The organism is Roseateles sp. GW823-FHT07B05 (genome assembly GCF_058794515.1).
In genome coordinates, this window is the sequence record NZ_JBXAGX010000018.1 from 25,034 (window position 1) to 41,702 (window position 16,669).

The window sequence follows — 16,669 nt, forward strand, 5'->3', positions numbered from 1 at the left end:
CTCCGAACTCGCACATGAACATCAGCAATTTCCTCGGCGTGCGCTTCGTCACCAGTCCGCTCGCGCTGCAACAGCACACCGAATACCGCATCGAACGATGCGCCATCAGGAAGCGCCGCCGTGGCTACAGAGTGCGCAAACACCAGTGGACAACGCCAGGGTGCTACCAGCTCGCCGATGGCTCCCTGGTGCTGCACCCGGACCTAGTGGGCAAGCTGCAGACCGCAGCTGAACGGCGTGCAGACGCCTGCACAATCACCCCATGATGAAGTCCGGCAACATGGTGAGGCTGCTCGATGGCCGCGAGGTCGATTCCGCCAGCGAGGAGTGGCGCCACGAATGCGAGGCCAGGCATGTGGCCAAGATGGACGGCGCGGCACGCTCCGACTACCTATCCCAGGTGGGCCAGAAGCGGGGCGCTGAGGCGATGAGAACGCTAGAGGCGCTGACCCACCGAGTGGGCAAAGCCTGAACGCAACCCGCACCACACCGAGCCCGCACCAGCGGGCTTTTTTATTGCAGCGCTACACTGCGCGCCGTCGTCGGCCTGACCGGCGGCATTCGCTAGGGGTGTTGGCTTCGGCCGACTGAGACAGTCCCTTTGAACCTGATCCGACGCAAGCCCGCAAGGGCGCGCGCCGAGGCTTGCCGAGTTTAGTTGGCGAGCCCGAGGTAATCCTCGCGCAGGGAAGCAGCCGAATCGCAGTCCCCATCCTGTTTCGTCTCCCGGGGGCCTGGCGTCTTCAGTGTTTGCCGACCTGCCATCGCTTCGCATTCCGATGGCAAGACCTACTCTTTCCCACATCGCCACCGCCGCCGCCCTGCTGGCCGCCGGCGCCGCCTCCGCGCAGTCGCTGCCGCAAGTCAGCGTGACCGGCAAGTCCGTCGAGGCCGTGCCCAGCCTGTCCGGCTTCAACGAGGCGCCGGCCCGGCTGCCCATGCAGGCGCTGAGCCTCTCCGCCGAACGGCTGGAAGACCTGGGCATCACCCAGCTGTCGGGCATCACCAAGCTGGACGCCTCGGTCTCCGACGCCTACAACGCCGTCGGCTACTGGTCGCAGCTCAAGGTCCGCGGCTTCGACCTCGACAACCGCTTCAACCTGCGCCGCGACGGCCTGCCCATCAGCGGCGAGACGGCCCTGTCGCTGGTAAACAAGTCGGCCATCGAAGTGCTCAAGGGCAGCTCCGGCATGCAGGCCGGCACCAGCTCGCCGGCCGGCCTCGTCAACTTCGTCGTCAAGCGCCCGCTGGCCGAGGACGGCACGGCGCTGATGCTCAACGTCGTCCAGGGCGGCACGGTGGCCGCGAGCGTCGACAACTCGCAACGCTTCGGCAGCCAGCGTGAGTTCGGCCTGCGCCTGAACCTCGCTGCCGCCCACCTGGACCCGCAGGTCAACAACGCCCGCGGTCGCTCGCACACCGCGGCGGTGGCGGCCGACTGGCGCGTCAGCGCCGGCACACTCGTCGAAGCCGAGATCGAGTTCAACCGCCAGAGCCAGCCCAGCCAGGATGGCTTCAGCCTGCTGGGCGACAAGCTGCCCGACGCGAAGGCCATCGACCCGCGACTGAACCTCAACAACCAGCCCTGGACGCTGCCCGTCGTCTTCGACAACACCCATGCCTCGCTGCGCGTGCAGCAAAAGCTGGGCGGCGACTGGCGCGCCCAGGCCCACCTGGGCGTGCAGCGCCTGCGCACGGATGACCGCAACGCCTTCGCGTTCGGCCTGGACTGCAACGAGAACAGCGACTTCTCCGGCGCCTACTACTGCGACCGCTTCGGCCCTGACGGCCGCTTCGACCTCTACGACTTCCGCAGCGAGAACGAGCACCGCGACACGACGTCGCTCGACATCTCCGCCAGCGGCCCCGTGCAGCTGGCCGGCCTGCGTCATGATTTGACCGTGGGCGGCCTGAGCAGCCAGTTCAAGAGCCGCTTCCAGCGCCAGGCCTACAACTTCACCGGCATCGGCAACCTCAGCGGCAACGTCGTCACCGCGCCCAGCCCCGCGCTGACCGGAGAGAACACCAACCGCGACGAGCGCAGCAACGAGCTCTACCTGCGCGACCGCGTGGTGCTGGGCGCCGACACCAGCGCCTGGCTTGGGCTGCGCCACTCCCGCCTGCACCGTGAGAGCGTGCGCACCGACGGCTCGCGCGCGACGGACTACTCGCAGGGCGTCACGACGCCATGGGTCGCCGTCAGCCACGCCATCGCCAGCGACTGGCTGGTCTACGCCAGCTGGGGCCAGGGCATCGAGAGCGAAGTCGCGCCCAACCGCGCACGCTTCAAGAACCGCGGCCAGGCCCTGCCCGCGCTGAAGAGCCGCCAGACCGAGATCGGCCTGAAGACCGGCACGCAGCGCGTCGAAGGCTCGCTGACACTGTTCGACATTCACCGCCCCGCCTGGCGCGACGTCGTGCTGCCCGGCTTCACCGAGTGCAGCGCCAACGACAGCTGCGAGCGCCGCGCCGACGGCCAGGCCCGCCACCGCGGCGTCGAGGCCAGCGCCGACCTCAAGTGGAGCGGCGGCGGCGTGTTCGCCAGCGCCATGCGCCTGCAGGCCCGCCGCCACGGCAGTGCCGACACCGCGCTCAACGGCCTGCGCCCCGCCAACGTGCCGGAGACGACGATCAAGCTGCACGTGCGCCAGGACCTGCTGCCCGGCCTGCAGCTGCAAGCCGGCCTGCGCCACGAGGGCCACCGCTTCGCGACGCCCGACAACAGCGTCACCGTGCCCGCCTGGACCGTGGCCGACGCGAGCCTGCGCTACACGCAGCTGCTGGGCGGCCAGACCTGGATCTGGCGTGCCGCGGTGGACAACCTGGCCAACAAGCGCGCCTGGCGCGAGTCGCCGTGGCAGTTCGATCACAGCTACCTCTACCCGCTCGAAACGAGAACTTTCCGCGCAAGCCTCGAAGTTCGACTCTGACCGCCAAAAAACTGCTATAGTCGTGGGCTCTGTTCCTCGATAGCTCAGTCGGTAGAGCGCCGGACTGTTAATCCGTAGGTCCCTGGTTCGAGCCCAGGTCGGGGAGCCACAGAATTGCATCGCAAGATGCCAAGACGCATGACGCAACCGCTTGTCATGCCGACATACAAATCCATTCCTCGATAGCTCAGTCGGTAGAGCGCCGGACTGTTAATCCGTAGGTCCCTGGTTCGAGCCCAGGTCGGGGAGCCAACAATGCTCACTGCGAACCGGTTGCCCGTCATTGCTGACGAGGCAATCCGGCTTGTAGTGAACATCGACAGAGCCGTCATTGATGACGATCCGTTCAGTGATCGTTGCCAAGACGGCTCTTCTTTTTTTCGGGTCGTCGCTGGCCGTGATGATGTTGCGGAAGATCTCCGCGGCCTCTTCTGCCGTGATGGTCAGCGGCCCCACGTTGGGCTCGGGTTCTGCCTCCAGGGCCGTCATCGCCCGCTCCAGCTTGTCGATCTGCAAGTTGAGCTCGCGCAGCCGGGGCCCCAGTTCCTTGATGCCTGGTGCGTCCTTGCCGCCTTCCTCGAGCACTTCGAACAACTTGCGCCGCCGGCCCTCGGCGCCACGTAGTTCCAGCAGCAGCGCGGTGCGCCTGCGGGCGCGGTCCTTCACCCAGTCACTAGTCGCGTCGTCGAGGCGATCAAGCACGCCCTGGATCACCTCCACCGTCAGCACGTTGTCGAGCAGCTGCTGGGTCATCCACGCGTCGAACGTGTCGGCACGGAAAGCCGGCAGACCGCAGCGCACGCCCTGCAGGTCGTTGTGACAGCCGTAGTAGCTGTACATGATGCCGCCGCGGCCTTTGCCCGTGCGGATCTTCAGCGAGCCATCGCAGCGCCCGCAGCGGAGCAACCCCGTGAACACATGCTGGCTGACGCTGGAGCCCTTCTCTGCCCTGGGCGCACGATTCCCCATGGCGGACTGCACCTTCTCGAACACCTCCGCGGTGACGATGCCCTCGTGAGCCTGCACGCGCACCCACTCACCGGCCGGCTTTTCCTTGCGGGTCTTCCGGTCAAAACGGTTGAAGATCACCATCCCCATGTAGGCCTCGCTTTTCAGTAGGTAAAGCACGGCCGCTTTGCGCCAGGGCCTGCCGTTGAGTGTGACGCCCAGCTCGTTGAGCCGCGTCGCGATCAGAAGGGATCCAGCGCCGTCAGCCGCCCATCCGAAGATCTGCCGCACCACCGCCGCCTCGTACTCATCGGGCGCCAGCCGGCGGCGCCGGCCATCCGAGGCCGGCACTGCGCGGAATCCGTAGGGGACACGGCCGCCCATCCAGAAGCCATCGGCCGCAGCGCTCATCATCGAGCGCTTGGTGTCGCGGCTGACCTGGCGGCTGTAGTTCTCGTCGATGACCTGCTGCATGCTGTCCAGCAGCCAGCCCTCATGCGTGTTGATGTCGACGTCCGACTGGGCGTACACCAGGCGCGTGCCGCAGGCCTGCAGCTCGCGCTTGTAGGTGATGGCGTCGTGCTGGTCCCGAGCGAAGCGGCTGCTGCTCCAGCAGATCAGGTAGTCAACGTCGCGCAGCGCGCAGCGGTTGATCGCCGCCCGGAATCCCGGGCGGGCGTCGGTAGTACCGCTGATGCCCTCGTCCCGGTAGACGGCCACCACGGCCGCATTCAGGGCCTGCGCGCGCCGTTCACAGGCATCGATCTGGCTTTCGATGGACAGGCCCTCGTCGGCCTGGCGCTCGGTGCTGACACGGGCGTAGACGACGGCGCGCTTCATCGCCCCACCCTACCGGCATTGAAGAGGCGCATCAAATTGCGGAAGGACATTTTTTCACCCAGTTCGCTCTGCAGCATGGTGTAGATCTGGCGTGGCTTCAGGCCTGAGGCCACGAGGGTTTCGATGTAGCGGTTGCGCTGGTACTTCTCGAACGACCTAATGGTCCGCAGCCGCAGGTGGATGGCGTTGCGCGGGCCGCGCAGCGATGGCTCAGCTGACCAGGCGGCCCACAGCGCCACGAAGTCGTCGTAGCCGACGAGATGAGCCACGTCGAGCCACAACTGCGGCATGCCGATGTCGATCAGCTCGCCGATGCGAGGGTCTCTCGGGGTTTCCGCTTCAGACCTGGCCGGCTTGGCCGGCTTCAGGCAGGCGTCAGCGAGCAACGCGTGCTCCAACTCGCGAGGGAAGAGGTCGCTGCCCGAGCTGGCCACCTCGTGAATCTTCGAGGCCACCAGCGAGCTGACCCGCGGCGCACTACGAGCCGCCATGTGCGACTCGGCCCAGCTCTCCGACATGATGCTTCGAACGTTGTCCTGCGATCGAGCGTCCCCGAGATGGGCTCGCATCGTCGACCAGATCACCGAAGCAGGCAGCCCGGCCTCCTTCAGTGCGCGGATGTACAGGTCTCGCTGGTAGCGCTCGTAGCTGGCGAAATCGCGCAGGGTGACGAATATCTGCCCGTCGTAGGTCAGCGCCTTGGGCTCCGCCGACAACTGCCGCCAGAGGGCCAGGAAGCGGTCGTAGCCGAGGAACTGGGCGACACCGAGCCACATCGCGGACAGGCCGATCTCCGAGAGCTCGAGCATGAGCGGATCTGCGAGCGACAGCGAGCCATCGAACCGCGGCCCCGGAACTTTTGGCGGGGTGCGGCCATCCAGGTACCCACCTCCCCCCTCCAGGCGCCGCCGGGGGGCCTGCCGAGCCCCCACCCCCCCCTGTTCTGGGGGGGCGGCCGCCCGGCCCGGCCGGTCGTCGTCAGCCGGCCACAGGGTCAGGTTGCCGCCTGCATCGTCACCACTGCGCGTTTGCTCGCTCATCGCTCCACCTCGCTCATGGATGCGGCCATGCCACGCCACTGCGTCTTCCAACAGAGTGCGCAGTGGGCATGCCCGCAAATTTGTGTCGTCATAAATGAGTTAGCCCGTTCCTGTTACAGATTTGCACCACGCGCGCAATCGTTCGGCGTCATCGATGTTTCCTGGCTATATGCCCTTCGACGATGGTGACGGGATAGGCGTTGTGTCCTCATGAGGGATCGGGGCACGGGTCGATTGATGGCTGGCGCCTACAGGCGGCGCAGCACTTCGGTGACGGGGGTCTTGATCTTTGCCAGCGGCCCAGACTTGTCGATGGTGGCCGTCTGTCGGCGCGAGGCCAGTGAGTCGTAGATGGCCGTGGTCTTCGGGTCGACGTGCCCCAGCAGCTGCTGCCGCAGGATCAGGTCCACGCCATCCTCGGACAGCTCCGTGCCGAACAGGTGGCGCAAAGCGTGCGGGTGCAGCTCGTGCTTCGGGACGCCGGCCGCCTCACCGTAGCGCTGGATCATTCGCCACACACTCTTGCGCGAGATCCTCACTGCCTCGCCGTGCCAGTCCTCCGGCTTGCAGCGGGTGTTCCTGGCGTTGACGAACAACACCGTGCGCACGTCGCTCCCGACCTTGACCTGGCGGTCGTAGCTGCGGAGCTCTTCGTGGTCGAGGTACACCCGAAGCAGCATCTCGGCCTCGCGCGGCACGGGCAGGATGCGCGTCTTCTCGCCCTTCTCGGTGACGCGAACGATCAGCCTCGGCTTGCCGTCGACGTCGCCATTGCGCAAGTCCTCCACGTTGAGGCCAGTGAGGCCTGAGACCCGCAGGCCACAGCCGATCAACAACGACAGCATGGCCGCGTCCCTCATACCCAGGAACGTGCCCAGATCAGGCGCCCACATCAGCTTCTCTGCGCTGGCCAGGCTGGTGACCTCTGGCAGCGGCTTCGCCGTTTTCGGGTGAAGCAGGTCAGCGGCGGGCGACTTCCTGACCAGGCCACGACGGTTGGCCCAGTGGAAAAAGCCACGCGCCGCCGAGATGTACTGCCGGCGGCTACGGGCGATCACGCCCCGCTTGTGCAGCCAGATGCCGGCCCACGCCTCCAGCTCGACGGGCTCCACTTCCAACAGCGGCCGCCCCTCCAGGAACTCCTGCAGCCGCGCGAGGCACGCCCTGTAGGCCTGAATCGTCCGCGCGCTCCTTCCGCGACCAGCCAGCAGGTGCGTCAGGAAACCATCGATCACCTCGGCATCAGATTCATGAGCCATCGAGAACCCCTTTTCGAGTCCACGGCGGGGGGCATCAGACATTCAACCCATGGAACCGTGGGCAGTGCATTTTATGACCATGAGAACCCAGTATTCATGCGGGTTTGCGGCCGATTCCAAATCCACGGATCAACCCATGGAACGGCTCACGACCCGTGGTTACAAAACTGACACCAATTCCATACCCGTGGATGCCAAACCCTCTTCCGTGGTCCTTCTTTCTCTCTCTTTTCTATATAAATCAAAGAGATAGATAAAAAGAACGACCCAAATGCAGAAAATGCATATCGTGGAATAAATAAATCAATCCGTGGAAATTCACGCTCGATCCATGGATTAAAAAATAGGCAACAGCGGAGCGCTCCATAGGAGAGGAATAGAGAGAGCCTATTCCCGTCCATCAAACCACGGCGATTTGCGCCTCTCCGTGTCTTGTTCAGCCGTTTTGCATGGTCGGCCGCCCCCCTCGTCCTCAATGCCGGCCGGCGCCGGGTCAACGTCATTGGGGGGTGCGGGGGGGATGCCTGTCAGGAAGGCGTGCCGGCGCCCTATAGGCCAGCAAAGGCGCAGTGATGGGGTGGCGACCTTGCTGCCGCCCTAGGGCATGTCCGGGCTCAGCGCCCGAGACGGCGCTGTACGGCGCCCACCGTCGACCGCACCATCCCGGTGGTCAACAGCCCGCGGTCGAAGTAGCTTGCCTTCGTGGGCCCCAACACGCCGGCGCGGATCTCCGGCGTCAGCCGGTCCAGCGCCTGCAGCGTCGTCTCCTGGCCGGCCCGGTCCGCATCGCTCACCTGGTCATCCAGCACGGCCACGACGAAGCTGAGCGTGTTCGGGTGCGCCGGCCATGGGCAGCTCTTGCGGTCCGGGTACACGCCCGAGCCCAGGCCGTGCAGGTTCTGCCTGGCCAGCAGATCGCAGATATCCGGTCGGGGGTGCCGGGGGGACAGCAGGAACCGGAATCCCACCAAGCCAGGCACCGCCGCCATGCTCGCCATGTAGCCCTCGCCGTGGGCCCTGTTCAGCTCCGTGCGCGCCACGCGCTGCGCGCTGGCCAGCGGGGTGCCAGCGGGTGCCTGCAGCAGGTCTGCCGCCTTCATCACCTCGTCGACCGCCGCCGCCCTCTGCGCAGCAGCTGTCGACGGCGGTACGGGGCGGCCCTGCGTGATGAGCTGCAGCGCCGCCTGGTCCGCGCTCCATCCGCGCACCACGGCCTGCTCGATGACCGAGGTCACCGCATCCCGCGTGGTACGCCCCACGCGCCACAGGCGGTCCGAAAGCGTCAGCCCGTCGACGTCGGCGAACTGCCGCACGAACTCCGCGGTGCGCGTGGCGAACAGCTGAGGCGCCTCGCCACCAGCCGGCACGCCGCCCAGCACCTCGTACACCGCCGCCAGCGGCTCCACACCCAGCACAGCGGCCTCGTCCACGGCTGCCAGGATGACGTCACGCCGGCGCGTACCCAGCGCATCCAGTACCGCCGTCACCTGAGCCAGCAGGCCCTGCAGGGCGCCAACGTGCACGGTTCCCTGCCCCTGCGCAGCCTGCGCGATCGCGGCGCGGATCTGCTCAGCCGCGGCCTCGTAAGCCGAGGCCAGCTCCGCGGCCGTCTGCTCGTCCAGCTCACGCATGGCGGCTTGGGCCGCATTGCTGGCCCGCTTGATCGCTGAGGCGATCGCCTGGCGCTCTGCCATCAGCCGCGCCCCTTGCCGCCGTTGCTGCCAGGCACTCCCACGTTGGTGGCGCTCTCGCCCTTGGGCGCGTTGCCGGGCGTCACCTTCACGGCCGGCGCACCGGGGGCGCCGGCGGCGGCCGGGTACGGGTCGCCTTCAGCCGCCCAGGCCTCGCGTGCCTCGATCACCTTCGCCGGGTCATAGCCCATCTCCTCCCACACCATGGGATGAGGCAGGCCAACCGCCAGCAGTTTCATCCCCAGGTCGGCCACTTGGTTGGGCGTCTCTGTGCGGCGGGTCGCCATACGCAGCAGGAACTCATCCGGCCCCGCCACGATGCCCTTGAACAGCAGGTGCAGCCGGAACGCCATCTCGTACTCACCCGCCAACGAGTCCTGGATGAAGTCGACCTCCTCGAAGTAGTCGCGCTTCAGGTCCTCGAGCACATCGCGCGCCAGCCCATCCGTGAAGCCCGCCAGCCCCTTCGGCACACCGGTGCCGGCGAAGAAGCTGTCCAGCAGGTGCACCACGTCCGCGATCTGCTCCAGGTTCGCGTCCCCCTGGATCGCAGTCACGCCGCCCTTCTTGTTGGCGTAGAAGTCGGTGGTGATCTCGCCCTTCTCGCCCTCGATCTGCTTCCGGTAGTCCTGCAGCGCGTGCTCGTCAGCACCCTCCAGAACGTGAGAGAGCCGCAGCGGCGCCCGCTGGCGGCGGCGGATCACCAGGTCCTCCTCGGTCATCACCAGCATGCGCCACTTCTCCACGGCGCTGCTCAGGAACGGCCGCCCCATCGCGCCCAGGTCATCGAAGTTGATCGGGTCGTAGCGCGCCAACTGCAGCTGCCAGGCCGCGAAGGTGGCCTGCACCTCGCCGGTCACCGTGCTGCGCTGCTCGTAGGCCTTCGTCACGTCGGCGAAGCGGCCCGAGTCGTCCACCATCGGGATGATCGTCTCTGCCGGCATACGCACCGCCGCGTCAATCTGCGTCTGGTCGGGGCTCAGCACCATCTGTAGCGCCAGGTTCCCCTCGGCCACCAGCCCGCGGGCATCGCTGTGCAGCTTGGGCGCGCGGTCCAGCATCAGCCGGCGCGTGAAGCCCTCCCATTCCTTGCGCAGCGTGCTTGAGCCCGTGTCCGGGAACTGCATCACCAGCCCTCCCCGCACCGTGTCGCGGCACACGCGGCCGTGGATCTTGCGCACTCGGCCGTCACGCTCCTCCATCTCCCGGATCACCACGATCTTGTCGCGCACCTCGGTGCTGAACGCGAACTGCCGGTACATCCTCATCAGCGCCTGGTCGGCTGGCAGCCGAACCCCGCGCTCCATGGGCGGACGGCCCACCAGCGGCGCCAGCGCGGCCCGCATGAAATCGCCGCCGGCGGCGGCCAGGTTGCGCAGGTAGTTCATCGCGCGCTCCTCAGTTGATCGTCAAGTACTCGACGCGCAGCGTCTTGCGGTCCGGTGCGGCCTTGCCCGCACCGCGCAGCGCCAGGCAGATCTGCGCCCATCCGGCGTCCGTGATCCACTCGTCGGGGTCGGGGGTGGCATGCAAGTCGCACACGCCAACCTGCGGTTCGGCTTTCGCACGCGGTGCCCAAGGGAAGCCGGTGGCCTTGAAGCTCAAGACCGGCCTCTTTGTTGCCACGCATGTGCAGCCCAGCTTGAAGCAGTTCATCGCAATCTCCTTCATTGGCACACCAGCACCTGGCCGCCCGGCTGCGGCGCCCAGCCACCGGCCAAGCTGCGCACCCAATCCATGAATCCAACGCCCTGGCGATTCAGCGCCAGCGGCACCCCCGCCAGCAGCCCCTCGCGGCCCATGCGCCGCGTCTGCACCAAAGTCGGCGCATCGGCCTGCCCGCGCGTGATCAGCGCGTACACGCCGGCACAAGCTGCATCGAAGAAGTCGTCACCGAACTTGGTATCGACCATCTTGAAGCTGCTGTACCCGGCCTTCGTCGGCTCGCCGCGGATGTTCCCGAGCTGCCGCAGAAACGCCTTCCAGGTCGCGTCCTCGCCATCGGCCAGCGAGTCCACGTAGGGCATCGCCGCGCGGCCGTGGTGGAACACCTCGCGCAGCGCGCTCGCCATCACGTGCTTCGTCATGCCGTCGAAGCGCAGCGGCGCGAACGCCCAGCCGGCCCAGGCCGTGGCCGTGCTCTGCCCGTCCGCCACCGCCTCGCGGTTGATGTGCGTCAGCCCCTTGCTGAACAGGTCGTCATTCAGCCCTGTCAGCATGCCAACGCCGAACGCGTCACCGATGGCGTAGTCCGGCCGGAAGTAGTCCCAGAAGCTCACCAGGTCGCGGCGGATCGCCGAGTCGTCCACGCCCGCGCCCCACTGGTAGACGAAGGGGAACGTCACCCAGTTGCCAATCTGCTCGCACACCACCAGCGCGCTCTTCGACGCCTCCGGCCGCTCACCGTGCCCCGTGTGGTCGTAGCCGAAGCTCAGCAGCCCGCGCCGCTTGTAGCGAGCGCCAGGAAGCGGCATCGCACGCTGCAGGCCCGCCTCCAGCCCCAGCGCCGGCGCGCGGCGGATGTGCTGCTCCCAGATCCAGTTGCGCGCCTGAATGTTGCGGCACAGGAACTGCCGGATGTACTCGTCCTCGGGCAGCTGAACCTGCATGCTCTTGGCCCAGTCCGCGTCCACCGCGCCAAGCGCCATGCCCAAGTGCACGTCCACAATGGGCAGCGTGTGGTACTCGCCAGAGTCGATCAGGCCCTGCACCACGCCCGCGCCCTTGTAGACGCCCGTCACGCGCACTTCCGGCTTGAAGCGCGCGGTGCCCGCATCCACCCCGAGCCGCCGGGCCGCGCCCAGCATCGGCAGCAGCCGGCTCATCAGCCGCTCCTGCGGCATGTCGTCCGTCTCCTCGAGGCTCGCGATGGTCAGCGAGTCCCCGTCGATCTGGCTCATGATCCCGTAGCAGTTCGCGCCGCTCAGGTTCGCGAACTGGAAGCCCGTGTCCGCCAGCTGCGGGCGGCCCTGCTTGTAGTTGATGAAGGCGCTCAGCATCGGGCTGCGCCTGATGGCCTCCAACATGTAGTCCAGGTTGTTCTGGGCCTGCTGCTGCCGCGGAGCCACGATCCCGCAGTCCTGGTGCGCCTCGGTGGCCACACGCTCCAGGTTGTACATCTCCTTCACCGCCGTCTTCCCCGTGCGCCGGCAGCTGAAGTCGATGGTGTTCGGGTGCAGGTCCATCTCGTGCATCTTCAGGATCTGCACCGGGTCCAGCTCCACGTTGTGCACGTGCTTGTGCCACAGCGCGTGCGGCCGCACCCCAGTGGCGGGGTCCGGCCGCGCGAACTTCATGATTTCCTCTTCGGCCACCGAGGCATGCTTGACCCGTTCGGCCGCGCTGACCCGCATCAGCTGCCCCCGTCGCCGCCATGTGCGCGCTGGTGGGCCACAAGCACCGGGTCGTTGTCAGCTGCCGCCTTCGCCGCAGCCATCACCCCGGGCAGCTTCTCCAGCACCGCCGCCGTGCGCCGGCTGAAGTCCTCCAGCGCCTCCGGCGCACGCGCCGCGCCGCCCAGGCGGCCGCGCAGCTGCTCCTGCTCATCCTCGTTCGCCTTGATGGTCATGCCCAGGTCGGCCAGGCTCAGGCCCAGCCGCGTCACCAGGTCCGCGATCGGCTTGAACGCCGGGTTCGCCGCCACGTCGTAGATCGTGCGCAGTACCCCTTGGTGGTCGTAGTACGTCACCACCTCGTTGACCATGTTGCCATCGGCATCGGCCCGCAGTTCCAGCTTCGGCGTCCTGATCACGGCGCCCGTGCCCAGCACCTCCTGCACGCACATCTGCAGGCAAGCCACCAGGGCAGCGTGCAAGTCGCCATGCAGCCGGCCCAACACCTTCGGGTTGCGCTGCTCGAAGGCGGCGGAGTGCAGCATGAACAGCTCCGTCTGCTTCACGCACGCCGGCTGCTCACCGCACCAGTCTCGGTCGACGTCGCACTGCTTGCAGAACGCGTAGCGGTCTGGGCGCGCCGGGAAGTAGGTCGCCACCCGCGCATTCAGCCCGTGCTTCATGGCGTTGAATCGCGTGCGCAACGCCTCCTCGGGCGTTGGGTGACCTTCCAGGTTCGCCGCGGCCGCCGCCAGTCCGTCCGGGGTGCGGGGCCCCGTCGACATCTGGTGCGCCTTCAGCAGGCTGCGCTCCCACGCTGCCTGAGGCTGATTCGCGATGCCGCATGTCAGGCACGTCGCGAAGTAGCGCCAGGGGTGGTGTTCCTCCTCCGGCGCAGGCTCCACCACCTCAGGCTTCGCCGAGAACGCACTGCGGCACAAGCCGCAGCGGAAGCTCACGCGGTCCAGTTCGTCGCGCCAATCACGGGTTTTGCGGGCCATCCCGCCACACTACGCAAGCCCCCCGGACATTGGCAGTCCGGAATGCCGGGAAGGCCTACCGCTGCATCGCCCTCGCCAGCTCGCCAGCCTGCGCCACCATGTCCACCGCCAAGCCGAGCAGCGCCCGCGCACTGCGGCGGGCCGCCGCTGTGTCATCGGCCATCAGGAGCGTGTCCACGCCGGTCAGCATGTCCTGTGCAGCACAGAGCGCCTGCGCCAGGTCATCCAGCCCATCCACCGGCAGCGCCGGCACCAAACAAGGTCTCGAACTCATGCGCTGGCCGCTCTATGCACGGCTACCTCCAGGTCTGTACCACCCCCCGCAAACCGATGGCATACCGGATGAAGAACCCACCTGTTCTCACCCGGTTGCCCTCCTAACATCGGCGCGGCGCTCAGCCGTAGTGTCTTCAGGCACCTGGCCGTTAGCAACGGCGCCGATTGCCCAAGTATTCCTACCAGCCCCATGGCCACCTACGCCCCCAAACTGGCCTCCGCGGCCAACACAGATGAGTTCTGCGCCGAGCTGACGCACTCCTGCCAATCAGCTGGGCTGCGCCACTTTTTGGCCATCCAGTACAGCGACGACGATCTGACCCGCGTGCTGCAGCTGCACCACAACGCCCCTCCCGAGGCTGTTGATGACGTCAAGACCGCGAGCCACTGGAGCATCGGCCGCCTGCTTGAGCGGCTGCGCCGCAGCCCACTTCCCGTGCATTTCGGCCGGCACCAGCACATCGGCCTTGAGCTGCCAGGCTACATGAGCGGCGTTGCGGCCCTGGCGCGCAATCGCCGAGGGGGCATCGTCCTGTGCTACGGCCAGCCCTCGGCAGATCTGGACACCTCCCGGCTCATCCACACCATGGGTCAGCTGCTCGTCGACGCCAACCTGTGCATCGAATCGCTGGCCACGCTGCAGACGCAGGCGAGTCCGTTCAGCCAACAAGAACTCGCCTGCCTGGAGCAGGCCCTGCTGGGCCTCTCCAGCAAACAGACGGCGCTCCAGCTGGGCATCAGCCATCGCACCGTCGAGCACCACCTGCAAAGCGCCCGCAAGCGCACGGCAGCCCGCACCAGCATGGCGGCAGCCTACGAAGCCGTCCGCCAGGGTTGGCTACGGCCTCCGGCAGGCGGCGTCGAAGAGGCCACCGGCTGACTACTTGCCGCCGGTACGGGGAACGCCGAGCAGCTCGTAAATGACGTCGATAAACACGCTCATGAGGGACTCCAAAGGTCAGTGGACACGGCCGGAATTGGCCGCCGGTCACTGTGGCATACCTAGGTAATCCTTCCAGGTAGCGGCACCCTGGAAACTCTTCCAGCTTCCGCTGGACGTCCTCAACGATCGATCAACCCGCCCTCGATGGCGCGAAGGACCGCCTGGGAACGCGACGAGGCTCCCAGCTTTCGAACCGCGCGCCGTTCGCTGTCCTCACGTCCTGGATGGGAAATGACAGCCACGCCCCGCGTGTGCCACACCGACACAGCGTCCGCGGCCCAACGCAGCGCCTCCACCTCGTCCGCGCCCACAGCGTTCAGATCGACGGACGGCGCCGGCGTCCAGAGCCGCTTGGCGGCCTCGTGAGCATGCAGGGACAGGAGCCGGAGCTGCCCCTCCAGCGACGCCCGGGCGGCCGGCTGGACAGGCAAAGCATCTGGGCCATCGACCCCGAAGAAGAACACCTCGGCATGAGAGCGCTCGTGCAGTGAAACCGCCATGCCGCGCCGGTAACCGAACGGCGCCTGGTGCTCCCACAGCAACCCCGCACCGGCGCGGACATAGAACGCCTGGTCGTAGGTGTAGCAGTCGGGGCCTGCGAGCATCGCAGTCAGCAGCGGATCCTGCAGCCCATCGTCCAGCGATCGGGAGGCTTCCACGAACGCCGCTGGCGGGTTGCCAAAGGAATGCACCGCCGCCTTGCGCGACGCCAGCCGCCCCCGCACCAATGCGCCGGCAGAAAGCCCAAAACCGAGCTTGGCCGCGGCATCGACAAGCTGCGCCTGCAAGGCATCAGCGTCGGGAGACAGGCCGATGTTCAGCACATCTTCGTACGAAAGCATGGGGCCGAACTGTACCGGCCACCCCGGGTCGCTACTACCCGCGCGTTCACGTGGAACCCGCATACTCCGCACGACAAAAGACGCAGTGAAACAACCGTACCAAGGGGCACGATGAGGATGATCGCCACACTGATAGTCGCGCTGTCGATGTCGGCAACAGCGCCGGCGCAAGACGAGGCCTCTGCGCGCTCCTCAGCTGGCTCAAGGCTCGACGCTTTGTCTGCCCGCTCGGGGCTGCTGCTCGTCACCAACTACACCGACGTGGGCGGCATGGGTGGCGAGACCGTGGGCCGGATCAAGGTACAGGCACAGGAAGTGCGAGACACCGCAAATCCCAAGGTGGCGCAGCTCGGCCTGGCGATCACGATCGAAGAGCCCGGGCGCGCCGTCAGGCTCAGCATCGCCTATGTGGACGACGACGAAATCGACGCTTTGATCAAGGGCATCGACTACCTCGCCAAGTTGACACCTGGCGGCACGGCATTGAGGAACGTCAATGGCCTGTACCGCACGCGTGGCGGCTTCACGGTCTCTGTGCTCGATCAGAACGAGCTGGTGGTATCGACTGGCGTCCCGCGCGCCATGGTGCTGATGCCCGTTGCCGGCATCTCTCGGCTGCGCCAGCTGCTTTGGGATGGGAAGGCCGCGCTGGACCTGCAAAAGCAGAAGCGATGAGAAGGCGGCATCGCATAGCGAACGACAGCTGACGCGGACCGTATCCTTGCCCCCGGATGCAGACGACATAGTGTGGGGCACTCAACTCAGGAGCCCCTATGGCAACCCAAGCCCCTTACAAGCGCCAAGCCGACGTGGTGCAGCACCTCCAGGCGCTGCTCGACGAGATCCGCAGCCAGAAGCGCGAGCCCGACAAATGGGAAGCGACTCACATTGCGCAGGCGCTTGGCCTGCTCAGCGCCCATTGGTACGACGCGGCGTTGGCCATGGCAGCGAAGGCCGCGGAACCCGCTACTCACACAGAAGGGGAGCGTGCACGCGACAGCGACACGCCAACGCTGCGAACGCTGGATGAAGCGATGCTGTTCATCGCCGCCCAACCGGCACTGAATCGCTTCTGAATTTCCACGGCCGGACCCAATGGAGCGCCTAGCTCCACAACGGGTCATCCTCAAGCGAGCTCGGCGGCCGCTCCTCTTCGGGAACCCATCGGGGCACCGGCAGACCACGGACCGCATATGCCTCGCGCACCAGTCGGGTCGCATGCAGTCGCTTCGCTCGATCGCCAGGCACACCGAGCAGGCTCTCATAGTCGGCGGGGCGTAGCCTCTTGACCGACGGGAACGGCCAAGCCGGAGGCGTGCACGTGGCGACGATGAGCAGTTCGTACGTCTCCATGCAGACTTCGAACCGGATGAACGCGAAGCGCCATCCATCGCACCGGCCGCCCTCGATCCTGCCGAAGGCCGGCATCCACAGTTGGCCGCGCTCCGCCGCCACGATCAGTTTGCAGCCGCGCCAGAGGGAATCGAAGCGCTTTCGCCCGCCAGCTCGGCGCGCGTCCTGAACCTGCCCTGCAGGAACACCAGGCGTCGGCAGCTGCAGCACCAAT

General features: G+C 66.8%; 17 protein-coding genes, 2 tRNA genes and 1 pseudogene. 9 read left to right on the forward strand and 11 right to left on the reverse strand.

Annotated features, from left to right (window positions below):
• Positions 1 to 14: 14 nt before the first annotated feature.
• From AC1Q7O_RS24875 to AC1Q7O_RS24900, 6 genes are all read left to right on the forward strand, one after another.
• Positions 15 to 266, forward strand: coding sequence for a hypothetical protein (locus tag AC1Q7O_RS24875; protein WP_492661738.1), 252 nt, complete (start codon positions 15 to 17; stop codon positions 264 to 266).
• Positions 263 to 472, forward strand: a complete 210-nt coding sequence (locus AC1Q7O_RS24880) for a DUF7696 family protein (RefSeq protein WP_492661737.1) — start codon at positions 263 to 265, stop codon at positions 470 to 472. Before AC1Q7O_RS24875 ends, AC1Q7O_RS24880 begins: the two co-directional genes overlap by 4 nt.
• A 307-nt stretch (positions 473 to 779) precedes the next feature.
• Positions 780 to 2,930 (forward strand): TonB-dependent siderophore receptor, encoded by a 2,151-nt coding sequence (locus AC1Q7O_RS24885; RefSeq protein ID WP_492661736.1) that lies wholly within the window; start codon positions 780 to 782, stop codon positions 2,928 to 2,930.
• A gap of 33 nt (positions 2,931 to 2,963) precedes the next feature.
• A tRNA-Asn gene (locus AC1Q7O_RS24890) sits at positions 2,964 to 3,039 on the forward strand.
• A 67-nt stretch (positions 3,040 to 3,106) separates the two neighbouring features.
• Positions 3,107 to 3,182, forward strand: a tRNA-Asn gene (locus AC1Q7O_RS24895).
• 3 nt (positions 3,183 to 3,185) lie between these two features.
• Entirely contained in the window at positions 3,186 to 3,554 is a 369-nt protein-coding gene (locus AC1Q7O_RS24900) for a hypothetical protein (RefSeq protein WP_492661735.1), read from the forward strand.
• A 138-nt stretch (positions 3,555 to 3,692) separates the two neighbouring features.
• Here AC1Q7O_RS24900 and AC1Q7O_RS24905 read toward each other — a convergent pair.
• The 9 genes and pseudogenes from AC1Q7O_RS24905 to AC1Q7O_RS24945 all read right to left on the reverse strand — a co-directional run.
• A pseudogene (locus AC1Q7O_RS24905) lies at positions 3,693 to 4,718 on the reverse strand (recombinase family protein); the annotation flags it as partial.
• Positions 4,715 to 5,758, reverse strand: coding sequence for a hypothetical protein (locus tag AC1Q7O_RS24910; RefSeq protein ID WP_492661734.1), 1,044 nt, complete (start codon positions 5,756 to 5,758; stop codon positions 4,715 to 4,717). The gene AC1Q7O_RS24910 and the pseudogene AC1Q7O_RS24905, both read right to left, overlap by 4 nt.
• A 248-nt stretch (positions 5,759 to 6,006) precedes the next feature.
• Entirely contained in the window at positions 6,007 to 7,059 is a 1,053-nt protein-coding gene (locus AC1Q7O_RS24915; RefSeq protein ID WP_492661733.1) for a tyrosine-type recombinase/integrase, read from the reverse strand.
• 572 nt (positions 7,060 to 7,631) lie between these two features.
• Positions 7,632 to 8,711, reverse strand: coding sequence for a hypothetical protein (locus AC1Q7O_RS24920; protein WP_492661732.1), 1,080 nt, complete (start codon positions 8,709 to 8,711; stop codon positions 7,632 to 7,634).
• The gene (locus AC1Q7O_RS24925) at positions 8,711 to 10,096 is read right to left on the reverse strand and encodes a hypothetical protein (RefSeq protein ID WP_492661731.1); all 1,386 of its coding nucleotides are present in this window, start codon (positions 10,094 to 10,096) and stop codon (positions 8,711 to 8,713) included. The genes AC1Q7O_RS24920 and AC1Q7O_RS24925 overlap by 1 nt, the downstream gene beginning before the upstream one ends.
• A gap of 10 nt (positions 10,097 to 10,106) precedes the next feature.
• A complete protein-coding gene (locus AC1Q7O_RS24930; RefSeq protein ID WP_492662760.1) occupies positions 10,107 to 10,364 on the reverse strand; it encodes a hypothetical protein in 258 nt (85 codons plus the stop codon).
• An 11-nt stretch (positions 10,365 to 10,375) separates the two neighbouring features.
• A complete protein-coding gene (locus AC1Q7O_RS24935) occupies positions 10,376 to 12,061 on the reverse strand; it encodes a hypothetical protein (protein ID WP_492662761.1) in 1,686 nt (561 codons plus the stop codon).
• Positions 12,061 to 13,041, reverse strand: coding sequence for a hypothetical protein (locus tag AC1Q7O_RS24940; RefSeq protein ID WP_492661728.1), 981 nt, complete (start codon positions 13,039 to 13,041; stop codon positions 12,061 to 12,063). Before AC1Q7O_RS24940 ends, AC1Q7O_RS24935 begins: the two co-directional genes overlap by 1 nt.
• Before the next feature lie 55 nt (positions 13,042 to 13,096).
• Positions 13,097 to 13,315 carry a hypothetical protein gene (locus AC1Q7O_RS24945; RefSeq protein ID WP_492661727.1) on the reverse strand — a complete coding sequence of 73 codons (219 nt, stop codon included), beginning with the start codon at positions 13,313 to 13,315 and terminating at the stop codon, positions 13,097 to 13,099.
• 192 nt (positions 13,316 to 13,507) lie between these two features.
• Here AC1Q7O_RS24945 and AC1Q7O_RS24950 point away from each other — a divergent pair, with 192 nt between their 5' ends.
• Positions 13,508 to 14,197, forward strand: coding sequence for a helix-turn-helix transcriptional regulator (locus AC1Q7O_RS24950; protein WP_492661726.1), 690 nt, complete (start codon positions 13,508 to 13,510; stop codon positions 14,195 to 14,197).
• 182 nt (positions 14,198 to 14,379) lie between these two features.
• On the opposite strand, the gene AC1Q7O_RS24955 is transcribed toward AC1Q7O_RS24950, so the two are convergent.
• The gene (locus tag AC1Q7O_RS24955) at positions 14,380 to 15,102 is read right to left on the reverse strand and encodes an autoinducer binding domain-containing protein (RefSeq protein ID WP_492661725.1); all 723 of its coding nucleotides are present in this window, start codon (positions 15,100 to 15,102) and stop codon (positions 14,380 to 14,382) included.
• Between the two features lie 111 nt (positions 15,103 to 15,213).
• Between AC1Q7O_RS24955 and AC1Q7O_RS24960 the strand changes: the two genes are divergently transcribed.
• Positions 15,214 to 15,777 (forward strand): hypothetical protein, encoded by a 564-nt coding sequence (locus tag AC1Q7O_RS24960; RefSeq protein WP_492661724.1) that lies wholly within the window; start codon positions 15,214 to 15,216, stop codon positions 15,775 to 15,777.
• A gap of 98 nt (positions 15,778 to 15,875) precedes the next feature.
• A complete protein-coding gene (locus tag AC1Q7O_RS24965; RefSeq protein WP_492661723.1) occupies positions 15,876 to 16,178 on the forward strand; it encodes a hypothetical protein in 303 nt (100 codons plus the stop codon).
• A gap of 28 nt (positions 16,179 to 16,206) precedes the next feature.
• Here the strand turns inward: AC1Q7O_RS24965 and AC1Q7O_RS24970 are convergent, their stop codons facing one another.
• Entirely contained in the window at positions 16,207 to 16,665 is a 459-nt protein-coding gene (locus AC1Q7O_RS24970) for a hypothetical protein (protein WP_492661722.1), read from the reverse strand.
• Positions 16,666 to 16,669: the final 4 nt, after the last annotated feature.

Excerpts from the sequence above, each read along its gene's own strand:
- AC1Q7O_RS24940 (WP_492661728.1), bottom strand. The coding sequence starts at position 13,041 with ATGGCCCGCAAAACCCGTGATTGGCGCGACGAACTGGACCGCGTGAGC.
- AC1Q7O_RS24955 (WP_492661725.1), bottom strand. The coding sequence starts at position 15,102 with ATGCTTTCGTACGAAGATGTGCTGAACATCGGCCTGTCTCCCGACGCT.
- AC1Q7O_RS24915 (WP_492661733.1), bottom strand. The coding sequence starts at position 7,059 with ATGTCTGATGCCCCCCGCCGTGGACTCGAAAAGGGGTTCTCGATGGCT.
- AC1Q7O_RS24885 (WP_492661736.1), top strand. The coding sequence starts at position 780 with ATGGCAAGACCTACTCTTTCCCACATCGCCACCGCCGCCGCCCTGCTG.
- AC1Q7O_RS24930 (WP_492662760.1), bottom strand. The coding sequence starts at position 10,364 with ATGAACTGCTTCAAGCTGGGCTGCACATGCGTGGCAACAAAGAGGCCG.
- AC1Q7O_RS24925 (WP_492661731.1), bottom strand. The coding sequence starts at position 10,096 with ATGAACTACCTGCGCAACCTGGCCGCCGCCGGCGGCGATTTCATGCGG.
- AC1Q7O_RS24880 (WP_492661737.1), top strand. The coding sequence starts at position 263 with ATGATGAAGTCCGGCAACATGGTGAGGCTGCTCGATGGCCGCGAGGTC.
- AC1Q7O_RS24965 (WP_492661723.1), top strand. The coding sequence starts at position 15,876 with ATGGCAACCCAAGCCCCTTACAAGCGCCAAGCCGACGTGGTGCAGCAC.
- AC1Q7O_RS24900 (WP_492661735.1), top strand. The coding sequence starts at position 3,186 with ATGCTCACTGCGAACCGGTTGCCCGTCATTGCTGACGAGGCAATCCGG.
- AC1Q7O_RS24920 (WP_492661732.1), bottom strand. The coding sequence starts at position 8,711 with ATGGCAGAGCGCCAGGCGATCGCCTCAGCGATCAAGCGGGCCAGCAAT.
- AC1Q7O_RS24910 (WP_492661734.1), bottom strand. The coding sequence starts at position 5,758 with ATGAGCGAGCAAACGCGCAGTGGTGACGATGCAGGCGGCAACCTGACC.
- AC1Q7O_RS24945 (WP_492661727.1), bottom strand. The coding sequence starts at position 13,315 with ATGAGTTCGAGACCTTGTTTGGTGCCGGCGCTGCCGGTGGATGGGCTG.
- AC1Q7O_RS24875 (WP_492661738.1), top strand. The coding sequence starts at position 15 with ATGAACATCAGCAATTTCCTCGGCGTGCGCTTCGTCACCAGTCCGCTC.
- AC1Q7O_RS24950 (WP_492661726.1), top strand. The coding sequence starts at position 13,508 with ATGGCCACCTACGCCCCCAAACTGGCCTCCGCGGCCAACACAGATGAG.
- AC1Q7O_RS24960 (WP_492661724.1), top strand. The coding sequence starts at position 15,214 with ATGAGGATGATCGCCACACTGATAGTCGCGCTGTCGATGTCGGCAACA.
- AC1Q7O_RS24935 (WP_492662761.1), bottom strand. The coding sequence starts at position 12,061 with ATGCGGGTCAGCGCGGCCGAACGGGTCAAGCATGCCTCGGTGGCCGAA.